24 protein-coding genes are annotated in these 23,763 nt (G+C 33.8%); 15 read left to right on the top strand and 9 right to left on the bottom strand.

Going from position 1 to position 23,763, the window contains the following annotated elements:
* Nucleotides 1-93: 93 nt before the first annotated feature.
* The 8 genes from ITJ86_RS12530 to ITJ86_RS12495 all read left to right on the top strand — a co-directional run bounded on the left by ITJ86_RS12530 (nucleotide 94) and on the right by ITJ86_RS12495 (nucleotide 8,775).
* The gene (locus ITJ86_RS12530) at nucleotides 94-2,937 is read left to right on the top strand and encodes a M16 family metallopeptidase (protein ID WP_195871991.1); all 2,844 of its coding nucleotides are present in this window, start codon (nucleotides 94-96) and stop codon (nucleotides 2,935-2,937) included.
* 140 nt (nucleotides 2,938-3,077) lie between these two features.
* Nucleotides 3,078-3,845: a ParA family protein gene (locus tag ITJ86_RS12525; RefSeq protein WP_195871990.1), complete on the top strand. Its 768-nt coding sequence runs from the start codon at nucleotides 3,078-3,080 to the stop codon at nucleotides 3,843-3,845.
* A complete protein-coding gene (locus ITJ86_RS12520) occupies nucleotides 3,845-4,747 on the top strand; it encodes a ParB/RepB/Spo0J family partition protein (RefSeq protein WP_195871989.1) in 903 nt (300 codons plus the stop codon). Before ITJ86_RS12525 ends, ITJ86_RS12520 begins: the two co-directional genes overlap by 1 nt.
* Entirely contained in the window at nucleotides 4,737-5,324 is a 588-nt protein-coding gene (locus ITJ86_RS12515) for a DUF5683 domain-containing protein (RefSeq protein WP_195871988.1), read from the top strand. Before ITJ86_RS12520 ends, ITJ86_RS12515 begins: the two co-directional genes overlap by 11 nt.
* 91 nt (nucleotides 5,325-5,415) lie before the next feature.
* On the top strand, nucleotides 5,416-6,117 hold the full coding sequence (gene dapB, locus ITJ86_RS12510) for a 4-hydroxy-tetrahydrodipicolinate reductase (protein WP_195871987.1): 702 nt from the start codon (nucleotides 5,416-5,418) through the stop codon (nucleotides 6,115-6,117).
* A 62-nt stretch (nucleotides 6,118-6,179) separates the two neighbouring features.
* On the top strand, nucleotides 6,180-7,802 hold the full coding sequence (gene lepB, locus ITJ86_RS12505; RefSeq protein ID WP_195871986.1) for a signal peptidase I: 1,623 nt from the start codon (nucleotides 6,180-6,182) through the stop codon (nucleotides 7,800-7,802).
* A 3-nt stretch (nucleotides 7,803-7,805) separates the two neighbouring features.
* A complete protein-coding gene (locus ITJ86_RS12500; protein WP_195871985.1) occupies nucleotides 7,806-8,435 on the top strand; it encodes a WbqC family protein in 630 nt (209 codons plus the stop codon).
* 31 nt (nucleotides 8,436-8,466) lie between these two features.
* Nucleotides 8,467-8,775, top strand: coding sequence for a DUF6122 family protein (locus tag ITJ86_RS12495; protein ID WP_195871984.1), 309 nt, complete (start codon nucleotides 8,467-8,469; stop codon nucleotides 8,773-8,775).
* On the opposite strand, the gene ITJ86_RS12490 is transcribed toward ITJ86_RS12495, so the two are convergent.
* The 8 genes from ITJ86_RS12490 to ITJ86_RS12455 all read right to left on the bottom strand — a co-directional run bounded on the left by ITJ86_RS12490 (nucleotide 8,776) and on the right by ITJ86_RS12455 (nucleotide 15,397).
* Nucleotides 8,776-9,798, bottom strand: coding sequence for an endonuclease/exonuclease/phosphatase family protein (locus ITJ86_RS12490; RefSeq protein ID WP_195871983.1), 1,023 nt, complete (start codon nucleotides 9,796-9,798; stop codon nucleotides 8,776-8,778).
* 5 nt (nucleotides 9,799-9,803) lie between these two features.
* Nucleotides 9,804-10,676: a rhomboid family intramembrane serine protease gene (locus tag ITJ86_RS12485; protein ID WP_195871982.1), complete on the bottom strand. Its 873-nt coding sequence runs from the start codon at nucleotides 10,674-10,676 to the stop codon at nucleotides 9,804-9,806.
* 2 nt (nucleotides 10,677-10,678) lie between these two features.
* Nucleotides 10,679-11,497: a rhomboid family intramembrane serine protease gene (locus ITJ86_RS12480; RefSeq protein ID WP_195871981.1), complete on the bottom strand. Its 819-nt coding sequence runs from the start codon at nucleotides 11,495-11,497 to the stop codon at nucleotides 10,679-10,681.
* Nucleotides 11,498-11,500: 3 nt separating this feature from the next.
* Nucleotides 11,501-13,360: a DNA mismatch repair endonuclease MutL gene (mutL, locus tag ITJ86_RS12475; RefSeq protein WP_195871980.1), complete on the bottom strand. Its 1,860-nt coding sequence runs from the start codon at nucleotides 13,358-13,360 to the stop codon at nucleotides 11,501-11,503.
* On the bottom strand, nucleotides 13,360-13,644 hold the full coding sequence (locus ITJ86_RS12470; RefSeq protein ID WP_195871979.1) for a riboflavin synthase subunit beta: 285 nt from the start codon (nucleotides 13,642-13,644) through the stop codon (nucleotides 13,360-13,362). The genes mutL and ITJ86_RS12470 overlap by 1 nt, the downstream gene beginning before the upstream one ends.
* A gap of 7 nt (nucleotides 13,645-13,651) precedes the next feature.
* Nucleotides 13,652-13,867, bottom strand: coding sequence for a hypothetical protein (locus ITJ86_RS12465; RefSeq protein ID WP_195871978.1), 216 nt, complete (start codon nucleotides 13,865-13,867; stop codon nucleotides 13,652-13,654).
* Nucleotides 13,868-14,122: 255 nt separating this feature from the next.
* On the bottom strand, nucleotides 14,123-14,629 hold the full coding sequence (ribH, locus tag ITJ86_RS12460; RefSeq protein ID WP_195871977.1) for a 6,7-dimethyl-8-ribityllumazine synthase: 507 nt from the start codon (nucleotides 14,627-14,629) through the stop codon (nucleotides 14,123-14,125).
* 3 nt (nucleotides 14,630-14,632) lie between these two features.
* Entirely contained in the window at nucleotides 14,633-15,397 is a 765-nt protein-coding gene (locus ITJ86_RS12455; RefSeq protein WP_195871976.1) for a tetratricopeptide repeat protein, read from the bottom strand.
* 140 nt (nucleotides 15,398-15,537) lie between these two features.
* Between ITJ86_RS12455 and recF the strand changes: the two genes are divergently transcribed.
* The 6 genes from recF to ITJ86_RS12425 all read left to right on the top strand — a co-directional run bounded on the left by recF (nucleotide 15,538) and on the right by ITJ86_RS12425 (nucleotide 21,441).
* On the top strand, nucleotides 15,538-16,617 hold the full coding sequence (gene recF / locus ITJ86_RS12450) for a DNA replication/repair protein RecF (protein WP_195871975.1): 1,080 nt from the start codon (nucleotides 15,538-15,540) through the stop codon (nucleotides 16,615-16,617).
* Nucleotides 16,614-17,033, top strand: coding sequence for a lipocalin-like domain-containing protein (locus ITJ86_RS12445; RefSeq protein ID WP_195871974.1), 420 nt, complete (start codon nucleotides 16,614-16,616; stop codon nucleotides 17,031-17,033). The genes recF and ITJ86_RS12445 overlap by 4 nt, the downstream gene beginning before the upstream one ends.
* Nucleotides 17,034-17,153: 120 nt before the next feature.
* Nucleotides 17,154-17,450, top strand: coding sequence for a DUF721 domain-containing protein (locus ITJ86_RS12440; RefSeq protein WP_195871973.1), 297 nt, complete (start codon nucleotides 17,154-17,156; stop codon nucleotides 17,448-17,450).
* A 741-nt stretch (nucleotides 17,451-18,191) separates the two neighbouring features.
* Nucleotides 18,192-20,609, top strand: coding sequence for a penicillin acylase family protein (locus tag ITJ86_RS12435; RefSeq protein WP_195871972.1), 2,418 nt, complete (start codon nucleotides 18,192-18,194; stop codon nucleotides 20,607-20,609).
* A complete protein-coding gene (locus ITJ86_RS12430; protein WP_195871971.1) occupies nucleotides 20,609-20,968 on the top strand; it encodes a hypothetical protein in 360 nt (119 codons plus the stop codon). Before ITJ86_RS12435 ends, ITJ86_RS12430 begins: the two co-directional genes overlap by 1 nt.
* A gap of 38 nt (nucleotides 20,969-21,006) precedes the next feature.
* A complete protein-coding gene (locus ITJ86_RS12425) occupies nucleotides 21,007-21,441 on the top strand; it encodes a BLUF domain-containing protein (protein ID WP_195871970.1) in 435 nt (144 codons plus the stop codon).
* Nucleotides 21,442-21,522: 81 nt separating this feature from the next.
* Here ITJ86_RS12425 and ITJ86_RS12420 read toward each other — a convergent pair whose 3' ends face one another.
* Entirely contained in the window at nucleotides 21,523-22,995 is a 1,473-nt protein-coding gene (locus ITJ86_RS12420; protein WP_195871969.1) for a T9SS type A sorting domain-containing protein, read from the bottom strand.
* A gap of 181 nt (nucleotides 22,996-23,176) precedes the next feature.
* On the opposite strand from ITJ86_RS12420, the gene ITJ86_RS12415 reads away from it, so the two are divergent.
* Nucleotides 23,177-23,578: a type ISP restriction/modification enzyme gene (locus ITJ86_RS12415; protein WP_230080296.1), complete on the top strand. Its 402-nt coding sequence runs from the start codon at nucleotides 23,177-23,179 to the stop codon at nucleotides 23,576-23,578.
* The last annotated feature ends 185 nt before the right edge of the window (nucleotides 23,579-23,763 follow it).

Here is a 23,763-nt window from a genome sequence, read left to right as displayed (position 1 = left end):
TTAAAATTTTACTATTTCTTTCAGTATCATCATTTTATATTTAAATTAGAAGAATATTCTTATAATTTATTAATCCATTAAACTCATCAATCAATGAAAAATGTATTCCTTGGTGCAATAGTCTTGTTGTGCCTAACCATCGTATTCCCTTTAAATGCACAGGTGGCTTCAACCAAATTAGAATCCGCAGCAAAGTATAATCCCTCAGATCCTATTCCTACTGATCCAAATGTAAAAACCGGAGTCTTGGAAAATGGTCTCACCTATTACATCCAAAACAATCCCAAACCAGAAAACAAAGTAGAATTAAGGCTGGTCGTTAACGCTGGTTCTATCCTAGAAGATGAGGATCAATTAGGACTTGCACACTTTATGGAGCACATGTGTTTTAATGGCACTAAAAATTTCAAAAAAAACGAATTGGTTGATTACCTTCAGAGTATTGGAGTAAAGTTTGGAGCACATTTAAATGCGTACACTAGTTTTGATGAAACGGTCTACATCCTTCCTATTCCTAGTGATGATCCAGAAAAACTTGAAAAAGGCTTCCAAATTATTGAAGATTGGGCGCACAATGCTCTACTTACTGATGAAGAAATTGACAACGAACGTGGAGTCGTTTTAGAAGAATACCGATTAGGTAAAGGTGCAGACGAGCGTATGATGCAAGAGTACCTACCAAAAATGATGCACGGCTCAATGTACGCAGAACGCCTTCCTATTGGTACTAAAGAAAATTTAGAAACGTTTGAATACGAAAGTCTAAAACGTTATTACCACGATTGGTATAGACCAGATTTAATGGCTGTAATTGCCGTTGGAGACATTGATATTACAACATTAGAAGAAAAAATAAAATCCCATTTTGGTCATATTAAAAATCCAGAAAACCCTAGACCTAGACCTTCATTCGATCTACCTAATCACGAAGAAACTTTTATAGCTATCGAATCTGACAAAGAAGCACCATTCTCTAATGTCCAAATAATGTTTAAAGACAAGGAGAACTCTAAACCAGATGTTACTTACAGTGATTACAGAAAATCAATGGTTGAGCGTTTATTTTCTCAAATGATTAACAACCGATTGGATGAAATTAGAAATGGAGACAATCCACCTTTTGTATTTGGATTTACCTATTATGGAGGTACGTATGCACGTACAAAAAACGCCTTTCAATCCTCTGCTATGACCAGTCCGACCGGACAATTAGATGCTCTAAAAACACTGTTAGTTGAAAACGAACGCGTGCGTCAACACGGTTTCTTTGAAGGCGAATTTAATCGTGCAAAGAAAGACATTATTGCAAATACAGAGCGTGCGTATAAAGATAGAGACAAAATGGAATCGAGTAGAATTGTAGGGCGTTACATTACTAATTTCTTAGAACAAAACCCTATTCCTAGTATGGATTGGCGATTCGATTTTACAAACTCACAACTACCTACCATTACTTTGGATGAAGTTAATGCTTTAATTAAATCTTATCTTAAAGAAGATAACCGAGTCGTTATTCTTACAGGTCCAGAAAAAGAAGGTTTAGAACAAGTGAAAGAAAGTGAAGTATTAAAGCTTCTAAAATCTGTTAATAGCATGGAGTTAAAACCTTACGAGGACAAAGCTGTTGCCTCATCTTTAATAACTACAATGCCAACAAAAGGCAGTATAACAGCATACAAAACTGACGATACACTTGGTACCACAACCTTAGTTTTAAGCAACGGAGCAACGGTAACCTATAAAAAGACCGACTTTAAAAATGATGAAATTTTATTTGATGCTTTTAGCTATGGAGGTACGTCATTATATACAGATGAAGAATACAAAGCAACATCTAATGCTAACGGAGGCTTAACAGAAGCTGGAGTTAATGGTTTTAATAAAGTTGAACTAAGTAAAATGATGTCTGGTAAAATAGCAAATGTGAGACTGTCCATTGGCACGTATAGTGAAGGTGTTTCAGGAAATACAACACCTAAAGACTTGGAAACGCTTTTTCAATTAACCCACTTACATTTTACAGCGTTAAATAAAGATGAGAAAGCCTTTAAAAGTTTCGCTGATAAACAAAAAGCATTTTTAGGCAACTTATTATCTAGTCCACAATTTTACTTCCAAGATCAATTGTCCGAATTTATATATGGAAAAAACCCAAGATATTCAGGATTTCCAACGGCAGAAGACATGGACAATGCTGATTACAATTTAGCATACGAAAAATACAAGGAACGTTTTGCTGATGCTGGAGACTTCAATTTTTATTTCGTTGGAAATATAGACGAAGAAAAACTTGTTGATTTATGTGAAACTTACTTAGCTAGCCTACCATCAACAGGAAGCAATGAATCTTATAACGTAACCGATTTTAGACCGTTAACTGGTTCTCATCAAAAAATTGTAGAAAAAGGTGAAGATCCAAAAAGCTCGGTGAGAATTACATATCATGGACCAACAGATTACAATGAAAAAGAAGCACATGCCTTACAGAGTTTAGCAGAAGTTTTATCCATTAAATTAACAGAAAAACTTCGTGAAGAAGAAGGAGGAGTTTATGGAGCTGGTGCCAATGCCAGCATAAGTAATATGCCTTATGACTGGTTTAGATTTAATATTAGCTTTCCATGTGGACCAGAAAATGTAGACAAACTAATTGCTGCAACAATGAAAGAGGTTGATATGTTAATAAAAGATGGCCCAACTGAAACGGATTTAGACAAAGTTAAAAAAGCACAAATTTTAGACTACAAAGAAGATTTAAAAACAAATAGATTTTGGTTAAGGCAACTAAAAAATGCCGACTACCTTAAAAAAGATGCTCACAATATCTTAAAATTTGAGGACGCAGTAAACAGTTTAACTATGTCCGATTTACATAATGCGGCCAAAAAATATTTAACACAAGGCCACATCACAGGTATTCACAATCCAGAAAAATAAGATTTCCTTAGTAAACTACTAAGCAGCCTTCACAATTTCTAGTGACGGCTGTTTTTTTTTATAGAACTGTTAACAACTTCAATTTCCTAAAGTCGTAAATAATCGTAATTTTAAGCCCTTATATTTAACCAAATTATTAAATGGGTAAAATCATTGCAATAGCAAATCAAAAAGGCGGAGTTGGTAAAACAACAACCTCTGTAAATTTAGCCGCTTCACTGGGTGCTCTCGAGAAGAAAGTATTACTTATAGATGCAGATCCACAAGCCAATGCCAGTTCTGGCTTAGGCATTGATGTAGAAGCTGTTGAAATTGGCTCCTATCAAGTTTTAGAACATACTGCAGATGCAACAGAAGCCATCGTACCTTCTAATGCACCTAACGTAGATGTATTACCAGCACATATTGATCTTGTCGCTATAGAAATTGAATTGGTAGATAAGGACCAACGCGAGTACATGTTAAAAAATGCAATTATAGATTTAAAAAACACCTATGATTATATTTTAATAGACTGTGCTCCTTCTTTAGGCTTATTAACTTTAAATGCTTTAACGGCTTCCGATTCTGTAATTATCCCAATTCAATGCGAGTATTTTGCATTAGAAGGTTTAGGAAAACTGTTAAATACTATTAAAAGTGTACAAAAAATACATAATGAAGCGTTAGACATAGAAGGCTTACTGCTAACGATGTTCGATTCGCGCTTACGATTATCTAATCAAGTTGTAGAAGAAGTACAAAAACACTTTAGTGATATGGTGTTTGATACTATTATTCAAAGAAACGTGCGTTTAGGAGAAGCACCAAGTTATGGTGAAAGCATCATTAATTATGATGTAAGCAGTAAAGGTGCAGTAAATTATTTGAGCTTAGCTAAAGAGCTGATTAAGAAAAATGAATTATAATGGCGAAAGCAACTAAAAAACAAGCATTAGGGCGTGGACTTTCAGCTTTATTGAAAGATCCTGAAAACGATATTAATTCTGCAGAAGACATAAATGCAGATAAAGTAGTGGGTAATATTGTGGAACTCGATATTGAAAGTATTGAAGTTAACCCATTTCAACCAAGAACTAATTTTAATGAAGAAACATTAAAAGAGCTTGCCTCTTCCATCCGAGAGCTTGGGGTTATCCAACCTATAACTGTTAGAAAATTAGCCTTTAACAACTATCAATTAGTTTCTGGTGAACGTCGTTTTAGAGCTTCAAAATTAATTGGCTTAGAAACCATACCTGCCTATATTAGAATTGCGAATGACCAAGAGTCTTTAGAAATGGCTTTGGTAGAAAACATTCAACGTCAAGATTTAGATGCTATTGAAATCGCTTTATCTTACCAACGCTTAATTGACGAGATCCAATTAACCCAAGAGCAAATGAGTGAACGTGTGGGTAAAAAACGTTCTACTATTGCCAATTATTTACGATTATTAAAATTAGATCCTATTATTCAAACGGGTATTAGAGATGGTTTTATAAGTATGGGGCACGGACGAGCAATTGTAAATGTTGAAGACCAAGTTGACCAACTCGAAATTTACGAAAAAATTATTACTAATAAATTATCCGTTAGAGCTACAGAACAACTCGTAAAAAACTTAAACTCTGAGGCACCCACTAAAACCGAAGACCCTAAGTTTGAAATTCCTAAACACATAAAAAAAGGTGTAAAGGACTTTTCGGCATACTTTGGCCATAAAATAGATGTTAAAGTCGCAAAAAATGGTAGTGGAAAGATCACAATTCCTTTTCATTCTGAAGAAGATTTTAACCGCATTAAAAAATTAGTTCAACGTGATAAATAAGGGGTTTTACTGTCTTTTAGCATGCTTGTTTTCGCTTCTTTTTTCGTTTTCTCAAACCAAAAAAGACAGCACTAGTATTGACATTGAAGAAAGTCCGATTATCGCGAATGAAACTTTAATTAAGACAGAAATAGATCCATTAAGGCCTGCTAAAGCCGCATTTTATTCTGCAGTACTTCCAGGTTTAGGCCAAGCTTACAACAAAAAATATTGGAAGATTCCCATTGTTTGGGGAGCTATTGGTGCTGGTATTTACTTTTATGTAAGAAACGATAATCAATTTAATCGCTATAGAGATGCTTACAAAAGTCGTTTAGCTGGTTTTAAGGACGATGAATTTTTTAATGTGATTTCGGACGACGGCCTTGTTAGAGCGCAAGAACAGTTTAGACGAAACAAAGAAATGTCGCTTTTAATTACATTTGGTTTATACGCACTAAATATTATCGATGCTAATATTGATGCGCATTTGCTTCAATTTAATGTTGATGAAAATCTAAGTCTAAGTCCACATTACCAATATAACCAACTAGAAAATACGTCAGACTTAGGCCTAACACTTAATTTTAAATTTTAATATGAAACGAGCGCGTTCAAAAATTTATCACGCAACGAAATGATAAATAACGAACAGCATGTGACCATAGAAAAACAATAAAAATAAACACATGAAAATAGCTTTACTAGGTTATGGCAGAATGGGTAAAAGTATTGAAGCTATCGCAGTAGATCGCAGTCATAGCATTGTCTTAAAAGTTACTGATGAAACCTCAAATTACGATTTTTCAGATGCAGATGTTGCTATTGATTTTAGTATTCCATCAGTAGCCACAACTAACATAAAAAAAGCACTAGATGCCGGAGTTCCTGTTATTTCTGGAACCACAGGATGGTTAGAGCACTACAACGACATCATTGATTATTGTAAGGCAAAAGACGGTACTTTTCTATATGCTTCAAATTTTAGCTTAGGTGTCAACCTCTTTTTTGAACTCAATAAAAAATTGAGTGAATTAATGTCTGGTTTTTCTGAATACACTACAGAAATGGAAGAAATCCATCATACCCAAAAACTAGATGCACCAAGTGGCACGGCAATTACATTAGCAGAACAAATCATTAAAAGTACCAATTATAAAACGTGGACTTTAAACGATGCAAAACCCAATGAAATTCAAATTGATGCTAAACGAATTGAAGGTGTTCCTGGCACGCATGAAGTTACTTATAATTCTAAAATAGATTCAATAAGCATTAAACATACTGCACATAGCAGACAAGGTTTTGCCATGGGAGCCGTAATTGCAGCAGAATGGATTAAAGATAAAAAAGGTATCTTTAGTATGAAGGATGTGTTAAACATTGGTTAATTTGCCAATGTATTGTAACGATTTAAAATAATTTTCAACTTACCCTTACAAAATATAAGATTATGACCTGGACACAGTGGTTTATTTTTATACTCATTATACAAGTTATTCATGGCTTAGCGACATGGAAATTATACATTAAAGCAGGTAAAAAAGCTTGGGAAGCATTTGTGCCAATTTACAATGCTGTCGTATTAATGAAAATTATTACGCGTCCTTGGTGGTGGATCATTTTAATGTTTTTACCAATAGTTAATCTTATTATGATTCCTGCCGTTTGGGTAGAAACTGCTCGTGCATATGGAAAAGATAGTAAAGTTGACGCACTTCTATGTATTGTAACCTTAGGCTTTTACCTTTTTTACCTTAACTATGTTGCTGATGTTAACTATATTGAAAACAGAGAATTAAAACCTAAAACTTCGTCAGGAGAATGGATTGCATCTATTTTATTTGCTGTAGTTGCAGCAACAATTGTGCACACCTATTTCTTTCAACCTTTTGTAATTCCTTCGTCTTCTTTAGAAAAATCGTTATTAGTTGGTGACTTTCTAATTGTGAGTAAATTTCATTACGGAGCGCGTACACCTATGACAACTGTTGGAGCTCCAATGGTACATGACACCATTCCTATCATTGGTAAAAAATCGTATCTATTTAACGACAACTATGAGAAACGCAATAGCTCATGGATGAACAAACTACAACTACCCTATTTTAGGTTACCTGGTTTTGAAAACATAGAACGCAATGATATAGTGGTATTCGGACAGCCGGCAGATACTCTGGTGGATATGAATAACTTTACACCAGACCGTAATTACTACAAGCCAATTGATAAAAAAACCAATTTAGTTAAGCGTTGTGTTGGTATTCCTGGCGACACTCTTGAAATTAAAAATGGTGTGGTTTATATAAACGGAAAACAAAATCAACTACCAGAACGAGCAAGAGTGCAGTTTTCTTACGATGTTGTTTTTAACAATGTGAATGCTAACTCCATGTATGAGCTTACTCAAAAAGTGAAACCTATTCTAAAAAAATACGATATAACGGATGGTATTGGCTACAACCCACAAACCGAAAATTTTGTTATACAGGCAACACCAGAAGCGGCAAAACAAGCTGTTGTTCATCCTAATATTAAATCCATAACATTTAATGCTGATGATGAAGGTATAAGGGATGATAATACATTTCCTCACGATTTAAAACACAACTGGAACACTAACTTTTTTGGTCCAATATGGATTCCTAAAGCTGGTGCATCAGTAGATTTAGATATGGATAATATTTCCATATACAAACGTGCTATTTCAGAATATGAAGGTCATAAGGTTGTTACCAGAGGAGATCAAATATTTATTGATGACCAACCTGCTACGTCATACACCTTTAAGCAAAATTATTATTGGATGATGGGTGATAACCGTCATAACTCAATTGATGCTAGAGCTTGGGGATTTGTTCCCTATAATCATGTCATTGGTAAGCCTGTATTTATTTGGATGAGTATTGATGGGATTAATGATGGGATTAAAAACTGGAAGTTCCGTTGGGACAGAATTTTCACAACGGTTAGTGGTTCTGGTAAGCGAACGTCTTATTTTATTCCATTTATTGTCCTAATCATAGGAATTACCTTATTTAATAAATGGAGAAAAAAGAAAAAGGCTAAGAATTAAATTTTGAATATTCTCATATATCCAACTGCTTTTCCAAACATTGCACACTTTTGGGCGATTGTAAATGCAGACCATATTCATATTGAAGTCAGCGACAATTATCAAAAGCAATCGTATAGAAACAGAACAGAAATCTATGGCGCAAACGGCAAATTAGCCTTAACCGTTCCTGTGAGTTATACTCAAAAAAATAGGCAACTTTATAAAGATGTAAAAATAGCCAATGAAGAACCATGGCAACTACTATATTTAAAGTCTTTACAATCGGCTTATAGTATGTCACCTTTTTTTGAATACTATATCGATGATTTAATGCCTTTGTTTGAAAAACGATTTGACTATATTTTAGATTTTAATTTAAGATGTCTCGATGTACTTTTAAGTAGTCTTCAGCTAAATATTACACCTAAAAAAACAATAGGTTTTGAAAAGACACCAAAAGATAAAAGTGATTTTAGACATTTAGTAAAGCGAAATACTAAGGTCAATTCATTTGAGCCTTACACCCAAGTTTTTACAGAGAAACATGGTTTTATTTCTAATCTTAGTGTTTTAGATCTTGTGTTTAACGATGGGCCCAATGCGGAGTTATACCTAAAAAGACAAACACTTCAAGGTGTTAAAAATTCTTGAAGTGACTTGCGTAAATAAAATATAAATCAAAATGTTTCAATCCACAATCCATTACGGCATACATTTCGGTTTACCATTATTTGTTGCCATAACATTTTATAAAACGTATTGGTTAAAAGCGTATGGCATTATGATGTTAGGTATGTTGATTGATTTAGACCACTTACTAGCAAGTCCAATTTTTGATCCAAACCGCTGTAGTATCAATTTCCACCCACTACACACCTATTATGCTATTGCGGTTTATGTAGCATTACTTATTCCTAAAAAGACGCGATTAATTGGTTTAGGATTAATCATTCATATTATTGCAGACTCCGTAGATTGTTGGCTCATGTAACTATGGTAAACTAAGGGTAGTTTTTATTGGGTAATGATCCGAAAGTTTCACATCAAAGGTTTTAAAACCATTCACTGTAAACGACTCATCTGCTAAAATAAAATCAATTCGTAACGGGAAAAATTTAAAGTCGTAAGTTCTACCAAAACCATTTCCAGCAGCTTCGAACGTATCGTTGAATTCATCTCCTTTTATCATTCTGTATATATAAGAATAAGGCGTATTATTAAAATCCCCAGTTATAATAGTTTTATAGTTAGATTTCGATTTGTGATCCAAAAACAACTCCACTTGGTCTTGTTGTGCCCTAAATGTTGATCTTACCTGTTTAAATAAATGACCAGAAGTTTCTTTCTTTAGTTTCTCTACATCAGTTTCAATACCAGAAGACTGTAAGTGAAAGGTATAAACTCTAAGCGTATCTGTTTGCTTAACAATGTCAACAAAAATGGCATTATTATATGTATTGGGAAACTCTAACGAACCGGAATTAATAATGGGAAATTTAGAAAATATAGTTTGTCCAGACTTTATGCCTTCAGTATACCTTGCATTAAAATCGTAATAACCATCAAGGCTTATAGGATCACCTGATCTATACTCTTGAAGACATAAAATATCTGGTTCTTCGGATTTTATAAATTTTAAAATATCTTCTTTTATAGTTTTTCTCGGTAACCAGTCAAACCTATTAAATAGTCTGACGTTAAATGACATAACCGAAAAATTAGCATCGTCTTTAACATCAGAAGAAGACGAAAACTTATACATAGAATTAATATAACTCCATCCTAATAATAATACCACTAAGGATAATAGCATTTGTTTTTTTACACGAAGTAACCAATAAACAAAGAATATAGCGTTGAGTAAAATAAGTAATGGCACACCTAAGCTTAAAACCGATAATGATGCAAAACTCTTTGGTGGAACATAAGGTAAAACATAAGAGATAAGCAATAAAAATGCTGCCAACGAATTGATGACAAATATAATTTTACTACCTAACTTTAAACCTTTCACCTCTACTAATCTTTTCCTACTTTAAACAAAAAAGCTTTCTCATCGGCTGTTAAACTCTCATAACCACTTTTACTTATTTTATCGAGAATAGCATCTATCTTTTTCTGTTTATTTAACGCTTCAGATGCATTTTTAGTCTTTTGAGTCGTTGTACTTTTTGTTTTATTTTTATGGACCGTCTTTAAATTAGATTTGGGTTTAAACCAACCCATAAAGCTATCCATAGTGCGTTCAAAGCCTGTTCCAATATCTGTACCCTTAAGAAGTTTAGTCGCATAAATATAACCTAACAAATAGCCTCCAAAATGTGCTATATAACCACCTTGATTAAGCCCAAGCAAAAGTCTAAATAAATCCAACCCAACAATAACCATGGCAACATGTTTCCACTTTACATTGAAAGCGTTAAATAATCTAATTTCAGTATTTGGCATATAGGTCGCTACAAACAATAACAATGCACTCACACCTGCTGAAGCTCCTACTAAAACTCCATGGGCACCAAATAAGCTAGAAGGCATAAGATTTGCAAATGCCAAATACGCTAAACCTCCACAAATAATGCCTAAAAAATAAATATTTAGCACCATTTTTTGGCGAAACAAGTTTGTGGTAACACGAGACAAATAATAAAGGAATAACATGTTAAACGCCAAATGGAATAATCCATTATGTAAAAAACCATACGTAATTAAAGACCATGGTTGCAGAATAAAATCCATGAAACCTGATGGCATTTCAAAATAACTAAACAAGTTAAATCGTAATAACGATTTAAAAATGAGACCAATAATAAACACCACGATATTAATAGCAATGATTTTACCAAAAGTATCGAGGTTATTGAACTTATATTTTAAATCTTGAACAGTGCTCATAATTAATTCCAACGGTATTTATTCATGTCATTTTTTCGCCAATACCACATAATTAAAAATCCAATGACAGCACCTCCAACGTGAGCCATATATGCGGTATTACTTGGACTAAAGAACGATGTTCCTGTAATTGCAGAGATAATATCTAATAGAATTATTCCTGGAATAAAATACTTCGCCTTAATTGGTATTGGTAAAAATATTAACATTAATTCTGCATTTGGGTTCATCATCCCAAAAGCGGCTAAAATTCCCATAATACAACCAGATGCTCCAACCATAGCGCTTCTGTTTAGAACATTCAAATCAAATAACGCTTTAAAATTATCACCCGAAATATTAGTCGTAAAATTAGCCTCATTTAATAGTGGTATCATTTTCTGATGAAGAATTTCTCCTTGAATATAATCTCCTGATGACGCATCAATATTCATTATTCTATGTAAAAGTTCACTTCCCATATTCAAATCAGCTATGCTTTGCATTGCCGTAAAATAATCGACATAATAATAACCTAATTGAAATAACAAGGCTCCAAAACCAGCTGAGAAGTATATAAACAAGAATTTTTTGGTTCCTAAGCGTTGCTCAACTGGTGTCCCAAACATCCAAAGTGCAAACATATTAAAGAGAAGGTGTGTAGGACCTCCGTGCATAAACATGTGCGTCACAACTTGCCATGGTTGAAACAAATCGTTTGTTGGAAAAAACATTGAAAACAAGTTTTTAAACAAATCGTCACCTATGGCTACGGTTCCTATGAACATTATAACATTTATAATCAATAAATGTTTTACTCCATCTGTTATATTAAATCTCATATACTACATGAATTTTTTTTCAATATCATCAACTGCCATCGTAATAAACGTTGGTTTATTTGTTGGTGACACATTGGGTTCCTTACAAGCAAACAAACTGTTTACCATATGTTCTTGTTCGGTACTATTTAATGATTGTCCATTTTTAATTGCCAAACTCTTTGCCATAGATTTTGCTAATAAATCTGCAGCACTAAAGTTTGTGTCTGGCACATCATTTTCAACATCACTAATTAGTTGTTCTAAAATAATAGAGACCTCACTTTCTGGGACTCCAACAGGAACTCCTGTTATGGTTATTTCTTTTTCGGTCAATTCTGAAAACACAAAACCAGTATGTTCTAAATCTGCTTTTAGATCGTCTATTATCTTTGTTTCATTCGGCGTAAAATGCAATTGTAAAGGAAATAATAATTGCTGACTTGTGGCTTCCTTTATGGTAATATGCTTCAAAAAGTTCTCATACAAAACACGCTGATGAGCTCTGTTCTGATCGACCACTAACATCCCAGATTTTAAGGTACTAACAATATATTTTTGCTGTAATTGAAAAGTTGTTTTAGTGGTTTCAATGGCTGAATCATTAAAAATTGATGCATCCTTTGCTTCACTTTCAAAAGTCACTTGACTAAAATCTGACTGTAAGTCATTTCCATTAGATTCTAAACCAGCATACAAACCATCCCATGACGTTGTTGGTGCAGATTTAAACCTTGTATTTTGACTTGTTGCTTTCTGTTTTACCCTAGTTTCATCTGCAAACGGATTAAAACTACGATCTACTTCTATAGCAGGAGTTGACGCCTTTTTATCTTTATAATCATAAGGAGTATTTAAACTACTCTGATGCTCAAAATCTAAAACTGGTGCAATATTAAATTGTCCTAAACTATGTTTAACTGCTGAACGTAGAATGGCATAAAGCGTGTGTTCATCATCAAATTTAATTTCAGTTTTTGTAGGATGAATATTAATGTCTATCGATTTAGGATCGACCGTAAGATTCAAGAAATAACTTGGATGATAGCCCTCTTTTAATAAGCCTTCAAATGCCGATTTTATAGCATGATTCAAATAAGGACTCTTAACGAAGCGTTGGTTGACAAAAAAGAATTGTTCCGATTTTGTTTTCTTAGAAAAATTAGGTTTTCCTACAAATCCAGAAATTTTTAACACTTCTGTTTCCTCTTCAACTGGCACTAATTTTTCATTCGTTTTACTACCAAAAATATGAACAACACGTTGTCTATAATTTTCTTGTGGCACATTAAATAAATCACTTCCGTTATGATAAAAAGCAAAAGCAATATTTGGATGCGCTAAAGCAACACGATGGAATTCGTCTGTAATATGGCGTAACTCTACGGTATCGGATTTTAAAAAATTACGTCTTGCCGGAATATTAAAAAACAAATGCTTTACAGCAACCGATGTTCCGGTAGGAGTCACAGAGACTTCTTGCGATTTTACGTCACTACCTTCAATAACAATGGCGGTTCCTAAATCGTCTTTGTCTTGTTTCGATTTCAATTCTACATGCGCAATAGCTGCAATACTCGCTAAAGCTTCACCTCTAAACCCTTTGGTGTTTAATTGAAATAAATCTTCAGCAGCTTTAATTTTTGACGTCGCATGACGCTCAAAGCTCAACCGAGCATCTGTAGTACTCATGCCCTTACCATTATCAATAACTTGAACTAAAGTTTTACCAGCATCTTTAATAATGAGTTTAATTTCTGTGGCATTGGCATCTATGGCATTTTCCAATAGCTCTTTAACTACTGAAGCCGGCCGCTGAACGACCTCACCTGCTGCAATTTGATTCGCAACATGGTCTGGTAAAAGTTGAATAATATCTGACATTAGCTTTTTGGAAGGAAAATAGATAGGTCGAAACCAATAATAAATAAAAATAACAACACTAAAATAGCTACAATAATAAGCACACGCTTATTTACATTTTCATCTTGATTGTGCTTATAGTCATGCAAGGCGGCATTTAATTTACCTTTAATACCTTTAGTAGGATTTACCGTTGTTCGTTGTTCATCAAATTTGTGTTTAAGCTCAAAAGGACTCCCTTCACCTTTATAAAAACGTGGCTTATAATTATACTTCCGATTCTTTTTCATTTTCATTAATCCCATAATAATCTTATTTTATATATCCATTAAGAATATAGATTAAAACAAAAAGTAAAACCAACATAATAATTAGCGCTGGTAGCGTTGTTAAAACACTTCCGCGTTTTTTGCCACCACCTTTTACTTTATTCCATTTGGTCTCAAAGTCTTCTTTAGACGCTTTGTCATCGGAATCCTGAAAGCGAGGTTTATATGAGAAACGTTTATTTTTTCTTTGCTGAAACAAGTGACTCTTAAATTAAACTTGATTAATCTCAAAAGTACTGAAAATACAAGTAAATACCCCTTAAGGATTCCTTAAAATTATTAACAAAAAGGATGCCAGAGTTAGTAGGCAGTAGGCAGTAGGCAGTAGGCAGTAGGCAGTAGGCAGTAGGCAAAATTAAATTTTACGAATTCTAAAATCGTTTTACTAAAATTAATTTACCCGTAATTAATTAAACGACTGAAAACTGTGAACTAAAGACTGTGTACTGAAGACTCAAACAGTTTCCTTACGCAAAGCCGCCATTTTAATTGCAGCAATGCCTGCTTCAGTGCCTTTGTTACCGTGAATTCCACCAGAACGATCAATAGATTGTTGCTCTGTATTATCTGTAAGCACACAGAAAATAACAGGAATATCGCCTTTTACATTAAGATCTTTAATTCCTTGAGTTACCCCTTCGCAAACAAAATCGAAATGTTTTGTTTCCCCTTGAATAACGCAACCAATCACAATAATAGCATCTAACATTCCGGAGTCAGCATAAATACTTTTACTCATTCGGGCTGCACCATAGGTTAATTCAAAAGCACCAGGCACATTCCAACGAACAATATTTTGCTTAATCGCACCACAGTCTATAAGGGCATCAAAAGCACCTTGCCATAAACCTTCGGTAATTTTGTCATTCCATTCTGAAACAACAATCCCAAACCGAAAGTCTTTCGCGTTTGGGATTGTTGCTTTATCGTAAGCCGATAAATTATGATTTGCAGTAGCCATACACTATAAGCTTGCTTCTACTTTTCCTATTAACACATCTGCTGTTTTTGCTTCTGTTGATGCAGAAAATTCAGATTTAATACGCTTTAAATACCCTAAAGCTTTTTCATTCTCACCTAAATCGATAGCAATTCGTGCTGCTTTCATTAAGTATAATGGTGTAGTAAAAGTATTAACGTTAGCTTTAAATGCTTGTTCATAATAATCTAAGGCATCAGATTTTTGACCTAGTTGCACAAACGCATCACCAATACCGCCTTTTGCAATAGGATTCAACATTTTATCATCACTAGAAAAATTCCCTAAATGCTCAACAGCATTCTGATAATCTTTTAAATTCAAATAAGCCATACCTGCATAATAATTTGCTAAATTGGCAGCAGGACTTCCTCCATACTTATTAATAATATCTAGCATTCCGTATTTACCCTCACCTCCATCTAAGGACATTCTGTAAAGCGAATCTGAAGATATACCACTAACCGCATCGTCAAAATACTTTTTAGCCGTGTACATTTCGTTCATAGCTTCCTTTTGTTGCGGTTCTGCTACTAAGTTATTATAACCTAAAAATGCTAATACTACTAAAGCTACAGCTCCAACAATACCTAAAATATACTTTTGGTTCTTAACAGCCCACTCTTCTGTTTTGGAAGCACCTTCATCTAAAGTGTTAAACACTTCTGCTGTTGTTGATTCTTCTTCAAAAACCTCTTCCTTCTCTTTTACTGTCTTTGGTTTGTAGCCTCTTTTCTTATACGTTGCCATAACTTGTCATTTTGTGCGTCCGCAAAAATAAAATTTTTATTGGGATTTAAAAGCCTATTTATTTGTTATTTTTGAATTATTAATTATAGGCTCAAAATGCGTTGTTACATCAGTAAAATTAGGCATAACGTTATCTTTTCATGAATCTAAACACACTATCTTTAGTTAATTACAAAAATTTTGAAAGTCAAGTTTTCGATTTCGACGCCAAAATCAACTGTTTTGTTGGTGCCAATGGTATCGGAAAAACAAACGCTTTAGATGCTATTTACCATTTGGCTTTCGGAAAAAGTTACTTTAACCCTATTGCAGTTCAAAACATCAATCACAATGCCGAGTTTTTTGTAGTGGATGGTAATTTTACAAAAAATGAACGTGCCGAAAAAATCATCGTATCCTTAAAACGTGGTCAGAAAAAAGTAATTAAACGCAATAGTAAAGCTTACGATAAATTTAGTGAGCATATAGGGTTTATTCCTTTGGTTATTATTTCGCCTGCAGATCGCGACTTAATTATAGAAGGTAGCGATACGCGTCGTAAATTTATAGACAGTGTAATTTCGCAAAGTGATAAAGGGTATTTAACAGAACTTATTAGTTATAATAAGGTCTTAGCTCAACGGAATGCTTTATTAAAATATTTTGCATTAAATAACACCTTCAATGCTGATACACTCGCTATCTATAACGAACAAATGCATACGTTCGGTACCGAAATATTTAAAAAACGAGATGCTTTTTTACAAACCTTTATTCCCATTTTTAAATCGCGATACGAGGCTATAAGTCAGAGTAAAGAAGCTATTGATTTAACCTACAAAAGTGATTTGTTTGATGCTGAATTAAACGATCTTCTAAATAAAAACATCAATAAAGATAAAGCCTTACAATATACAAGTGTTGGAACTCATAAAGATGATTTAGTGTTTTCGATAGATGGTTTTCCTATTAAAAAGTTTGGAAGTCAAGGACAACAAAAATCATTTTTAATAGCTTTAAAATTGGCGCAATTCGATTTTATAAAACAACAAAGTGGAGTCTCTCCTATTCTATTGTTAGATGATATTTTTGATAAGTTAGACAAAAACAGAGTTACTCAAATCATCAACTTGGTAGACGATGAACATTTTGGACAAATTTTCATCAGCGATACACATGCAGAACGTACCGAAGATGTAATAAAACAAACACATCAATCCTATAAAATGTTTAAATTATGAAAAATTACGTCTGGCTGCTTTGCCTCCTTATATGTAGTTGTGCTGACAACCCAGAAACCTTTATTCCGCATTTAGAAGGCTATTGGGAAATAGAAGAAGTAACGATGGCAAATGGTAGTAAAAAAGAATATCAATTCAACGAAACCATAGACTACATAAGTGTTAGTGACAGTTTAACCGGTTTTAGAAAAAAACTAAAACCAGGAATAAATGATACCTATTTCACGTCTGATGATGCAGAAACCATTCAGTTAAAAATTGAAGACAACACATTAAATATTTACTATACAACACCTTATGCTAACTGGAAAGAAACTGTTTTAGAAGCCAACTCTGACCAACTTCGTATAATGAATGAAGATGAAAATGTGTACCTTTATAAAAGATATACACCTATTAAATTAGATTTAGAATAATTTTAATTAAATTAATGTTATTCCTGCGAAAGACACGAATCCAATTGACATAAACAAACAAGTAGATTCCTGCTTTTACAGTAATAACAAATCGATAAAAACCGTTAAAGACAACGAAAGATGGCAAAACGAAATAACGATAACCAACCAATACAAGACATTCTTAAAGAGTTTGTACAAACCAACAATTTACAATCTGGTTTAGACAAAGTAGATGTTCGTGAAGCTTGGGCAAATCTTATGGGAAACGGAGTCAATAATTACACTACAGCAATCGAGCTTAAACACGATACACTTTACGTTCAATTAAGCTCTAGTGTCCTGCGTGAAGAGTTGAGTTATGGCACCGAAAAAATCATAAAAATGCTTAATGAATCGCTTAGAAAAGACATTGTAAAGAAATTAGTGCTTCGGTAGCTGTTAGCTGTTAGCTGTTAGCTGTTAGCTGTTAGCTGTTAGCTGTTAGTAAAATATTTTTTTCTTTTTAAACATAGTTCTTAAAATCACACTTTTTTTTCTCTGTGTATCTCTGTGTAACCTCTGCGAATCTTCGTGAAAACTCTGTGGAACTCGGCGTAATATCTTTCCACTCATAAGTACAGGATTGAAAAACAATAAAAAAATTCCGCGCAAAGTAGCGAAGTCGCTAAACTATTCAGCTTTCTTGTAAATTAGAAATATTCATATTTCTTTCCTATACACTCTCTGTGCATCTCTGTGAAACCTCTTTGGTACTCTTTGTAAAAACTTTCCACACATAAGTATACGATTCAAAAACAAATAGAAATTTTCATGTGAAGTCGCTAATTAAAACGTTCAGTTTTCGTGTTAATTAGTAGTATTCGAGTCTCTTTTTCTATACTGTCTCTGTGAATCTTCGTGAAAACTCCGTGAGACTCTGTGTAATTTCTTTCTGTATATATATTAGTTTAACAATTAAAAACTTCCGCGCAAAGACGCTAAGACGCAAAGCCATTGAACCGTCCAGCTTTCGTGTTAATTAGTGGAATTCGAGTCTCGTCACTTCAAGTTCTATATAACTCTTCGTGTAATTTTTGCGAAACCAATTCACATTCAGCATTACCGATATTTAGCACAAATAAGTCATTCACATTTCCAATAATTTTCCTACTTTTAAATTCTCTATAACTGAACTTCATGAAATACCTTAAACTAATTATATCCTTCGTACTAACGATAGGCATTTTTTACGCATTAAACACTAAGCTCGGCTCCATTCCACCAATCGGTAAATTCTTAAACCCTTACACTGGAGTTTGGCAAAATGAAACCGACGAATCCATCACAGGAGAGGTTTCAATTCCCGATTTAAAAGATAAAGTCACCGTTCATTATGATGCGGAATTAATTCCACATGTATTTGCCCAAAATGAAATCGATTTATACAGAGCACAAGGTTATATTACTGCAAAACATAGATTGTGGCAAATGGAATTTCAAACCTTTGCAGCTGCAGGTCGCTTATCTGAAATCATTGGAGAAGCCGCATTAAATTACGACCGTCAAGAGCGTAGACGAGGCATGGGTTATGGTGCTGAGCAAACCTTAAAAAAAATGGCAGAAGACGAGAAAACAACAGCCTTTGTTCAGGCTTATGCCGATGGTGTTAATAGTTACATCAATCAATTAGACCCTAAAGATTTACCTGTAGAATACAAACTACTAGATTACAAACCCGAAACTTGGACGACCAAAAAGACGGCGTTATTATTAATGTACATGACCAAAATGCTAGCAGGAGGTGATGAAGACATGGAGAACACCAATGCATTGCGTTTATTTGGAAAAGACCGATTCGATTTATTATTTCCTGATTTCTTCGATATTACAGATCCAATAATTCCAAAAGAAACAGATTGGAGTTATATTGATGTTCCACAAACACCTCGTCCTACGACACTAAATGATACCATTTTAGAGGCTGTTTCTGAAACCATTACCCAACCCAACCCAGATAATGGAAGTAATAATTGGGCTGTTTCTGGTGAAAAATCGTATTCAGGTCATCCGATCTTAGCAAACGATCCTCATTTAGGATTAAATCTACCTTCTATTTGGTTTGTTATGCAGCTGAGCACACCTAATCATAATGCTTTTGGCGCTACACTTCCTGGTGCTTTGGCTGTTATTTCAGGATTTAATCAACATATTTCTTGGGGAGAAACTAATGCCACAAGAGACGTTATTGATTGGTTTAAAATTGAGTTTAATAAAGACAGAACCCAATACAAATTTGACAACGAATGGAAAGACGTTTCCGTAAGAATTGAAGAGATAAAGATAAAAGGCAAGGAGACTTACAAGGATTCCGTGCTGTACACACATCATGGTCCTGTGGTTTATGACAAAAATTTTAAATCTGACAATGAATTATCGGGTTATGCAATGCAGTGGACAGGACATATCCCTGGAAATGGCCAGAAAACCTTCACCGAAATGAATAAAGCTAAGAATTACGATGATTACACCAAGGCTTTAAAACACTGGGTCGCACCAGCTCAAAATTTTGTTTTTGCATCCACTGAAGGTGATATCGCCATTTGGATACAAGGCTTATTTCCTAATAAATGGGAAGGTCAAGGGAAGTTTGTAATGGATGGTAGTAAATCTGAAAATGATTGGCAGAGTTTTATACCACAAGAATTTAATGCTTTTACCAAAAATCCGGAACGTGGGTTTGTAAGTTCTGCAAATCAACATCCTGTAGACGAAAATTACCCCTATTATGTGTTTAATGATGGTTATGAAACGTACAGAAATCGAGTGATAAATGATTACTTCAGCTCTAAGGATACGTTTAATATTCAAGATTTTAAAGATTTACACAATAACAACTATAATTTAAAGGCTGCCGAAATAGTACCTTATATGTTAGAGCACATGGATGCATCTGATTTAACAGCAGATGAAAAAGCTATCTATAATGAAATAAAAACCTGGAGGTTTAATAACGATATTGATGAAGTTGGTCCAAGTATTTTTAGACAATGGTACGGCAAACTTTATAATTTGGTCTGGGATGAGATGGATGTTGACGATACACTTTTAGATACACCTTTTGCCTACCAAACCATTTATTTACTCAAAAATAATGGAGATGATGCCTTTATGGATATTCAAGACACACCCGAAACAGAAACAGCTAAAGATCTGTTTTTAATAGCCTTTAAATCAGCTGCAGAACGATTAATGGAAATTAAAGCAGAAAAAGGAGATTACACATGGTTGAAGTATAAAGCGACTTACGCTGCACATTTATTACAAGGATTACCTGCCTTTTCGGTATTCGATATTCCAATTGGTGGAGATCGCAGCATTGTTAATGCTACTTCTGAAGATCATGGACCATCTTGGCGAATGATTGTAGAAATGACCTCTCCTCCAACAGCTTTAGGTATTTATCCTGGAGGACAATCGGGAAATCCTGGCAGTAAATATTACGATAATTTTATAGACGATTGGGCTGCTGGAGAATACCACGAGCTTAATTTTTTACAAAATGATACTGCAACCGACGTTATTATTGGCACACAAACCTTAACACCTAAGAACTAATGAGTAAAAATATCATCAATTTTATAGTCACAATACTGTTAGCTTACGTTCTCTCATTATTTCTGCCTTGGTGGTCTGTAATGGTTGCCGCTGTAGCGACTGCTTTATTTATTCCATTAAAACGAATTTGGGTGTTTTTTATCCCGTTTTTAGCCATACTTTTGTTCTGGTTTGTATTGAGTTATTTTTTAAGTAGTGGAAACGATTTCACTTTGGCCAAACGCATTGCAGTTCTCTTACCTTTAGGTGGAAATCCGTATGTTTTAATGTTAGTCACAGGAGCTATTGGTGGTTTAGCCGCTGGTATAGCTGCTATTTTTGGGAAGCAGTTGAGTTTGGTCTTAACTGGAAGGAAATAACTATTTTCAATACATATATATTATTATATCTAGAATTTATGTATCAATTAAATTACCATTCTAAATCAATTCCTGGACTTACGTCTAAAAATCTAGAAAATATTCTTAATGAAGCGACTTCAACAAATGGAGAAAGAAATATCACCGGATGTCTCATATACCATAACGAAAGCTTTGTTCAAATCCTAGAAGGAGAAAAAAAAGATGTACTCGAAGTTTATAATAAAATTAAAGAAGACAAACGCCATCACAGCATAATGAAGCTTTATGAAAATGACGTTGACAGAAGGTCTTTTATAGATTGGAATATGGCCTATCATAAACCAGATGATCAATTCATTGTTCAATATGTAAACAATCTATTATTGCTTTCAAAACTTTCAGATAACGCCTCAAATTCTTTAATAACGTTTTGGGGTCAAGTACGAAGAATTATTGAAAGTGGTTCTCTAAAACAGCATGCAAGCCTCTAAGAAGTGTGACGTTTAAATAATTAGAAAAAAAAAGCTCCAATCTATACAGTGGAGCTTTTCAATATTATGTAGTTAAAGAAACTATTTAACTACAAGCTTTTTTACGGCTCTTGACGTATCTCCATTAAACTCCAATAAATACATCCCAGAATTTAAATCAAGGTGTAATGTGCTAGTGCCTATTTGAAGTGATTTTTGCATAATTAATTTACCTTCAATACTAAAAACATTCATTTGCGTAAACACCTTATTGTTATCCAAATTTACTTCTCCATTAGTAGGATTCGGATATATCGTTAGGTCATTTAAAGCCAATTCTTCAACACTTAAAAACCCACAATCAACAGGATCAAACGTCACCAATCCTAAAGTTGCATTATCATTTTGGTGTGAGATAACAGCTTCAGCATCTGCAAGTGAAATCGGTGCATTGTCTTCATCCCAACAATTATGCATTGCAGTTACAGGGTTGTCAGTATTGTTAAAAAGTGCGTAAACATTACCACCATTTCCATTTTCAGAAAATACATTCTGACCAATATTATCAACATTATCACCCAAGTTAATCATAGCTTCGCCTTGAAGTGTAATTCCCCATAAGTTTCTTCGAATCTCATTTCCAAAAGCAATAATGTTATTACCTTCCACGGAAGCCAATAAATTTATTCCACTTCCTCCTAAATTTGGGTTTCCTTGAGAATTATTGTCTTCAATGACATTGTTTGTTATAAATGCAATAGCATCATTACTCTGTATTGTAATACCATAACGGTTATCGCTTACAATATTACCTTCAATAACAGCATTAACCCCTTGAGTGCTCAACAAATCTGAAACAGAAATTCCACCTACCGAAGTTAAACTACGATCACCTTTTATAATATTCTGAATAATTTGTGTCGGATTACCAGCCATTGGTGGCCCTAAATTAATCTGAGGTCGATTAGAATTCGCTTGATTGTTCCCTTCAATAAAATTATTAAAAATGTAAGGAGATACTAGATTTGTAGCACCAGAACCAATAGCCGTAGTTTGATTAAGAATTATAGTGTTATTAGTAATTTGAGGCATACCTCTAGAAAGACCAATAGCTCCACCTGAAGAAACACCAGCAACATTGTTAGTCACTAAACAGTTATTTAACGTAAATGTTTCTGTTAATACACGCATACCACCTCCATATTGTATGGTTGCATTCTGAATATTAATCGCAGAAGATTCCTCAAAACGAAAACCATCGTACGGAGCAGCAGTATCGATTGCTGTAAAAATAGCCGTATCCGCATCGACATTAAAATTTCCAAAAATGGTAATTCTAATATCCTCTCCAATCTCTAAAGTGATATCCTCACTAATATTAAAAGTATCCGTTGCAGAAATGGTTAAATCTTCTACTAACGTATACGTCGTTCCACTAACCGAAATGGTAGCCGGACTTTCTACAACAAGGTCGTCCAAGCTGTAGGTCATACCTGTATCTGGCGTAATATATTGCGCTGAAACTAGTCCAACAAAGCCAAAAACAGTAAATAAATTAAGTAATAGTTGTTTCATAAAATAATGTTTTAAATTTTTTATAAAGTTAAAAAAATGGACTGTATTGAACGTCGAAACCTATTTTTAAATATGAATCTTTTAGATTTCTAATATCATATCCATTCTAACAGCATTAAATATTATTTAGTAAATTAGAGACATAAACGTGTTATAGTTAATAAACAGACATTTTATTATTTTGGAAGAACTACAAACCAACCACATACAAAAACTTACTAAGCAGATATCAAAAAGGTTGGGTCTTACATTTATTTTAGAAACTGAACCCGAAGGCAATGTTTGCTTTATAAATAGTGAAGAACTCAGAGACGATTACAAAACAAGTTTTAGAACCATAGATGTTTTAGATTATAGCTATGCTCTTTTACAATCGCCAAGCAATAGAGAAAAATATAACGCTTTTTTAGTCATAGATGATCCTAATATACCAATTCCTAAACATACAGACACATTTTGGGAATTAGTACGATTGGGTAAATCATTAAGACAAATACATTTGTTAGATATCTCTAAAAAAGAAGAGGTTGATATATTTCGTTATAAAGACATCGTTTTAGCATTAACAAAAGCAGACGCCTAGATTACTACTATAAATGCAATTGGTTCGCCTAAACTAAAAGCACTTCAATTCACATTAAGAACCCATATTTAACATATTGCCACAGCGTGGCAACATATTAATATCTAAAACAACAAAAGCACAAACACTTAGCTCCAGCGGAGCGACATATATACATAAAAAGAATTACGGAATTAACCTTAGAA

It is taken from the genome of Winogradskyella marina (assembly GCF_015645385.1).
Lineage (GTDB): Bacteria > Bacteroidota > Bacteroidia > Flavobacteriales > Flavobacteriaceae > Winogradskyella > Winogradskyella marina.
The sequence above is the reverse complement of the archived record's forward strand: the minus strand, read 5'-3'. Positions and strand labels throughout refer to the sequence as shown.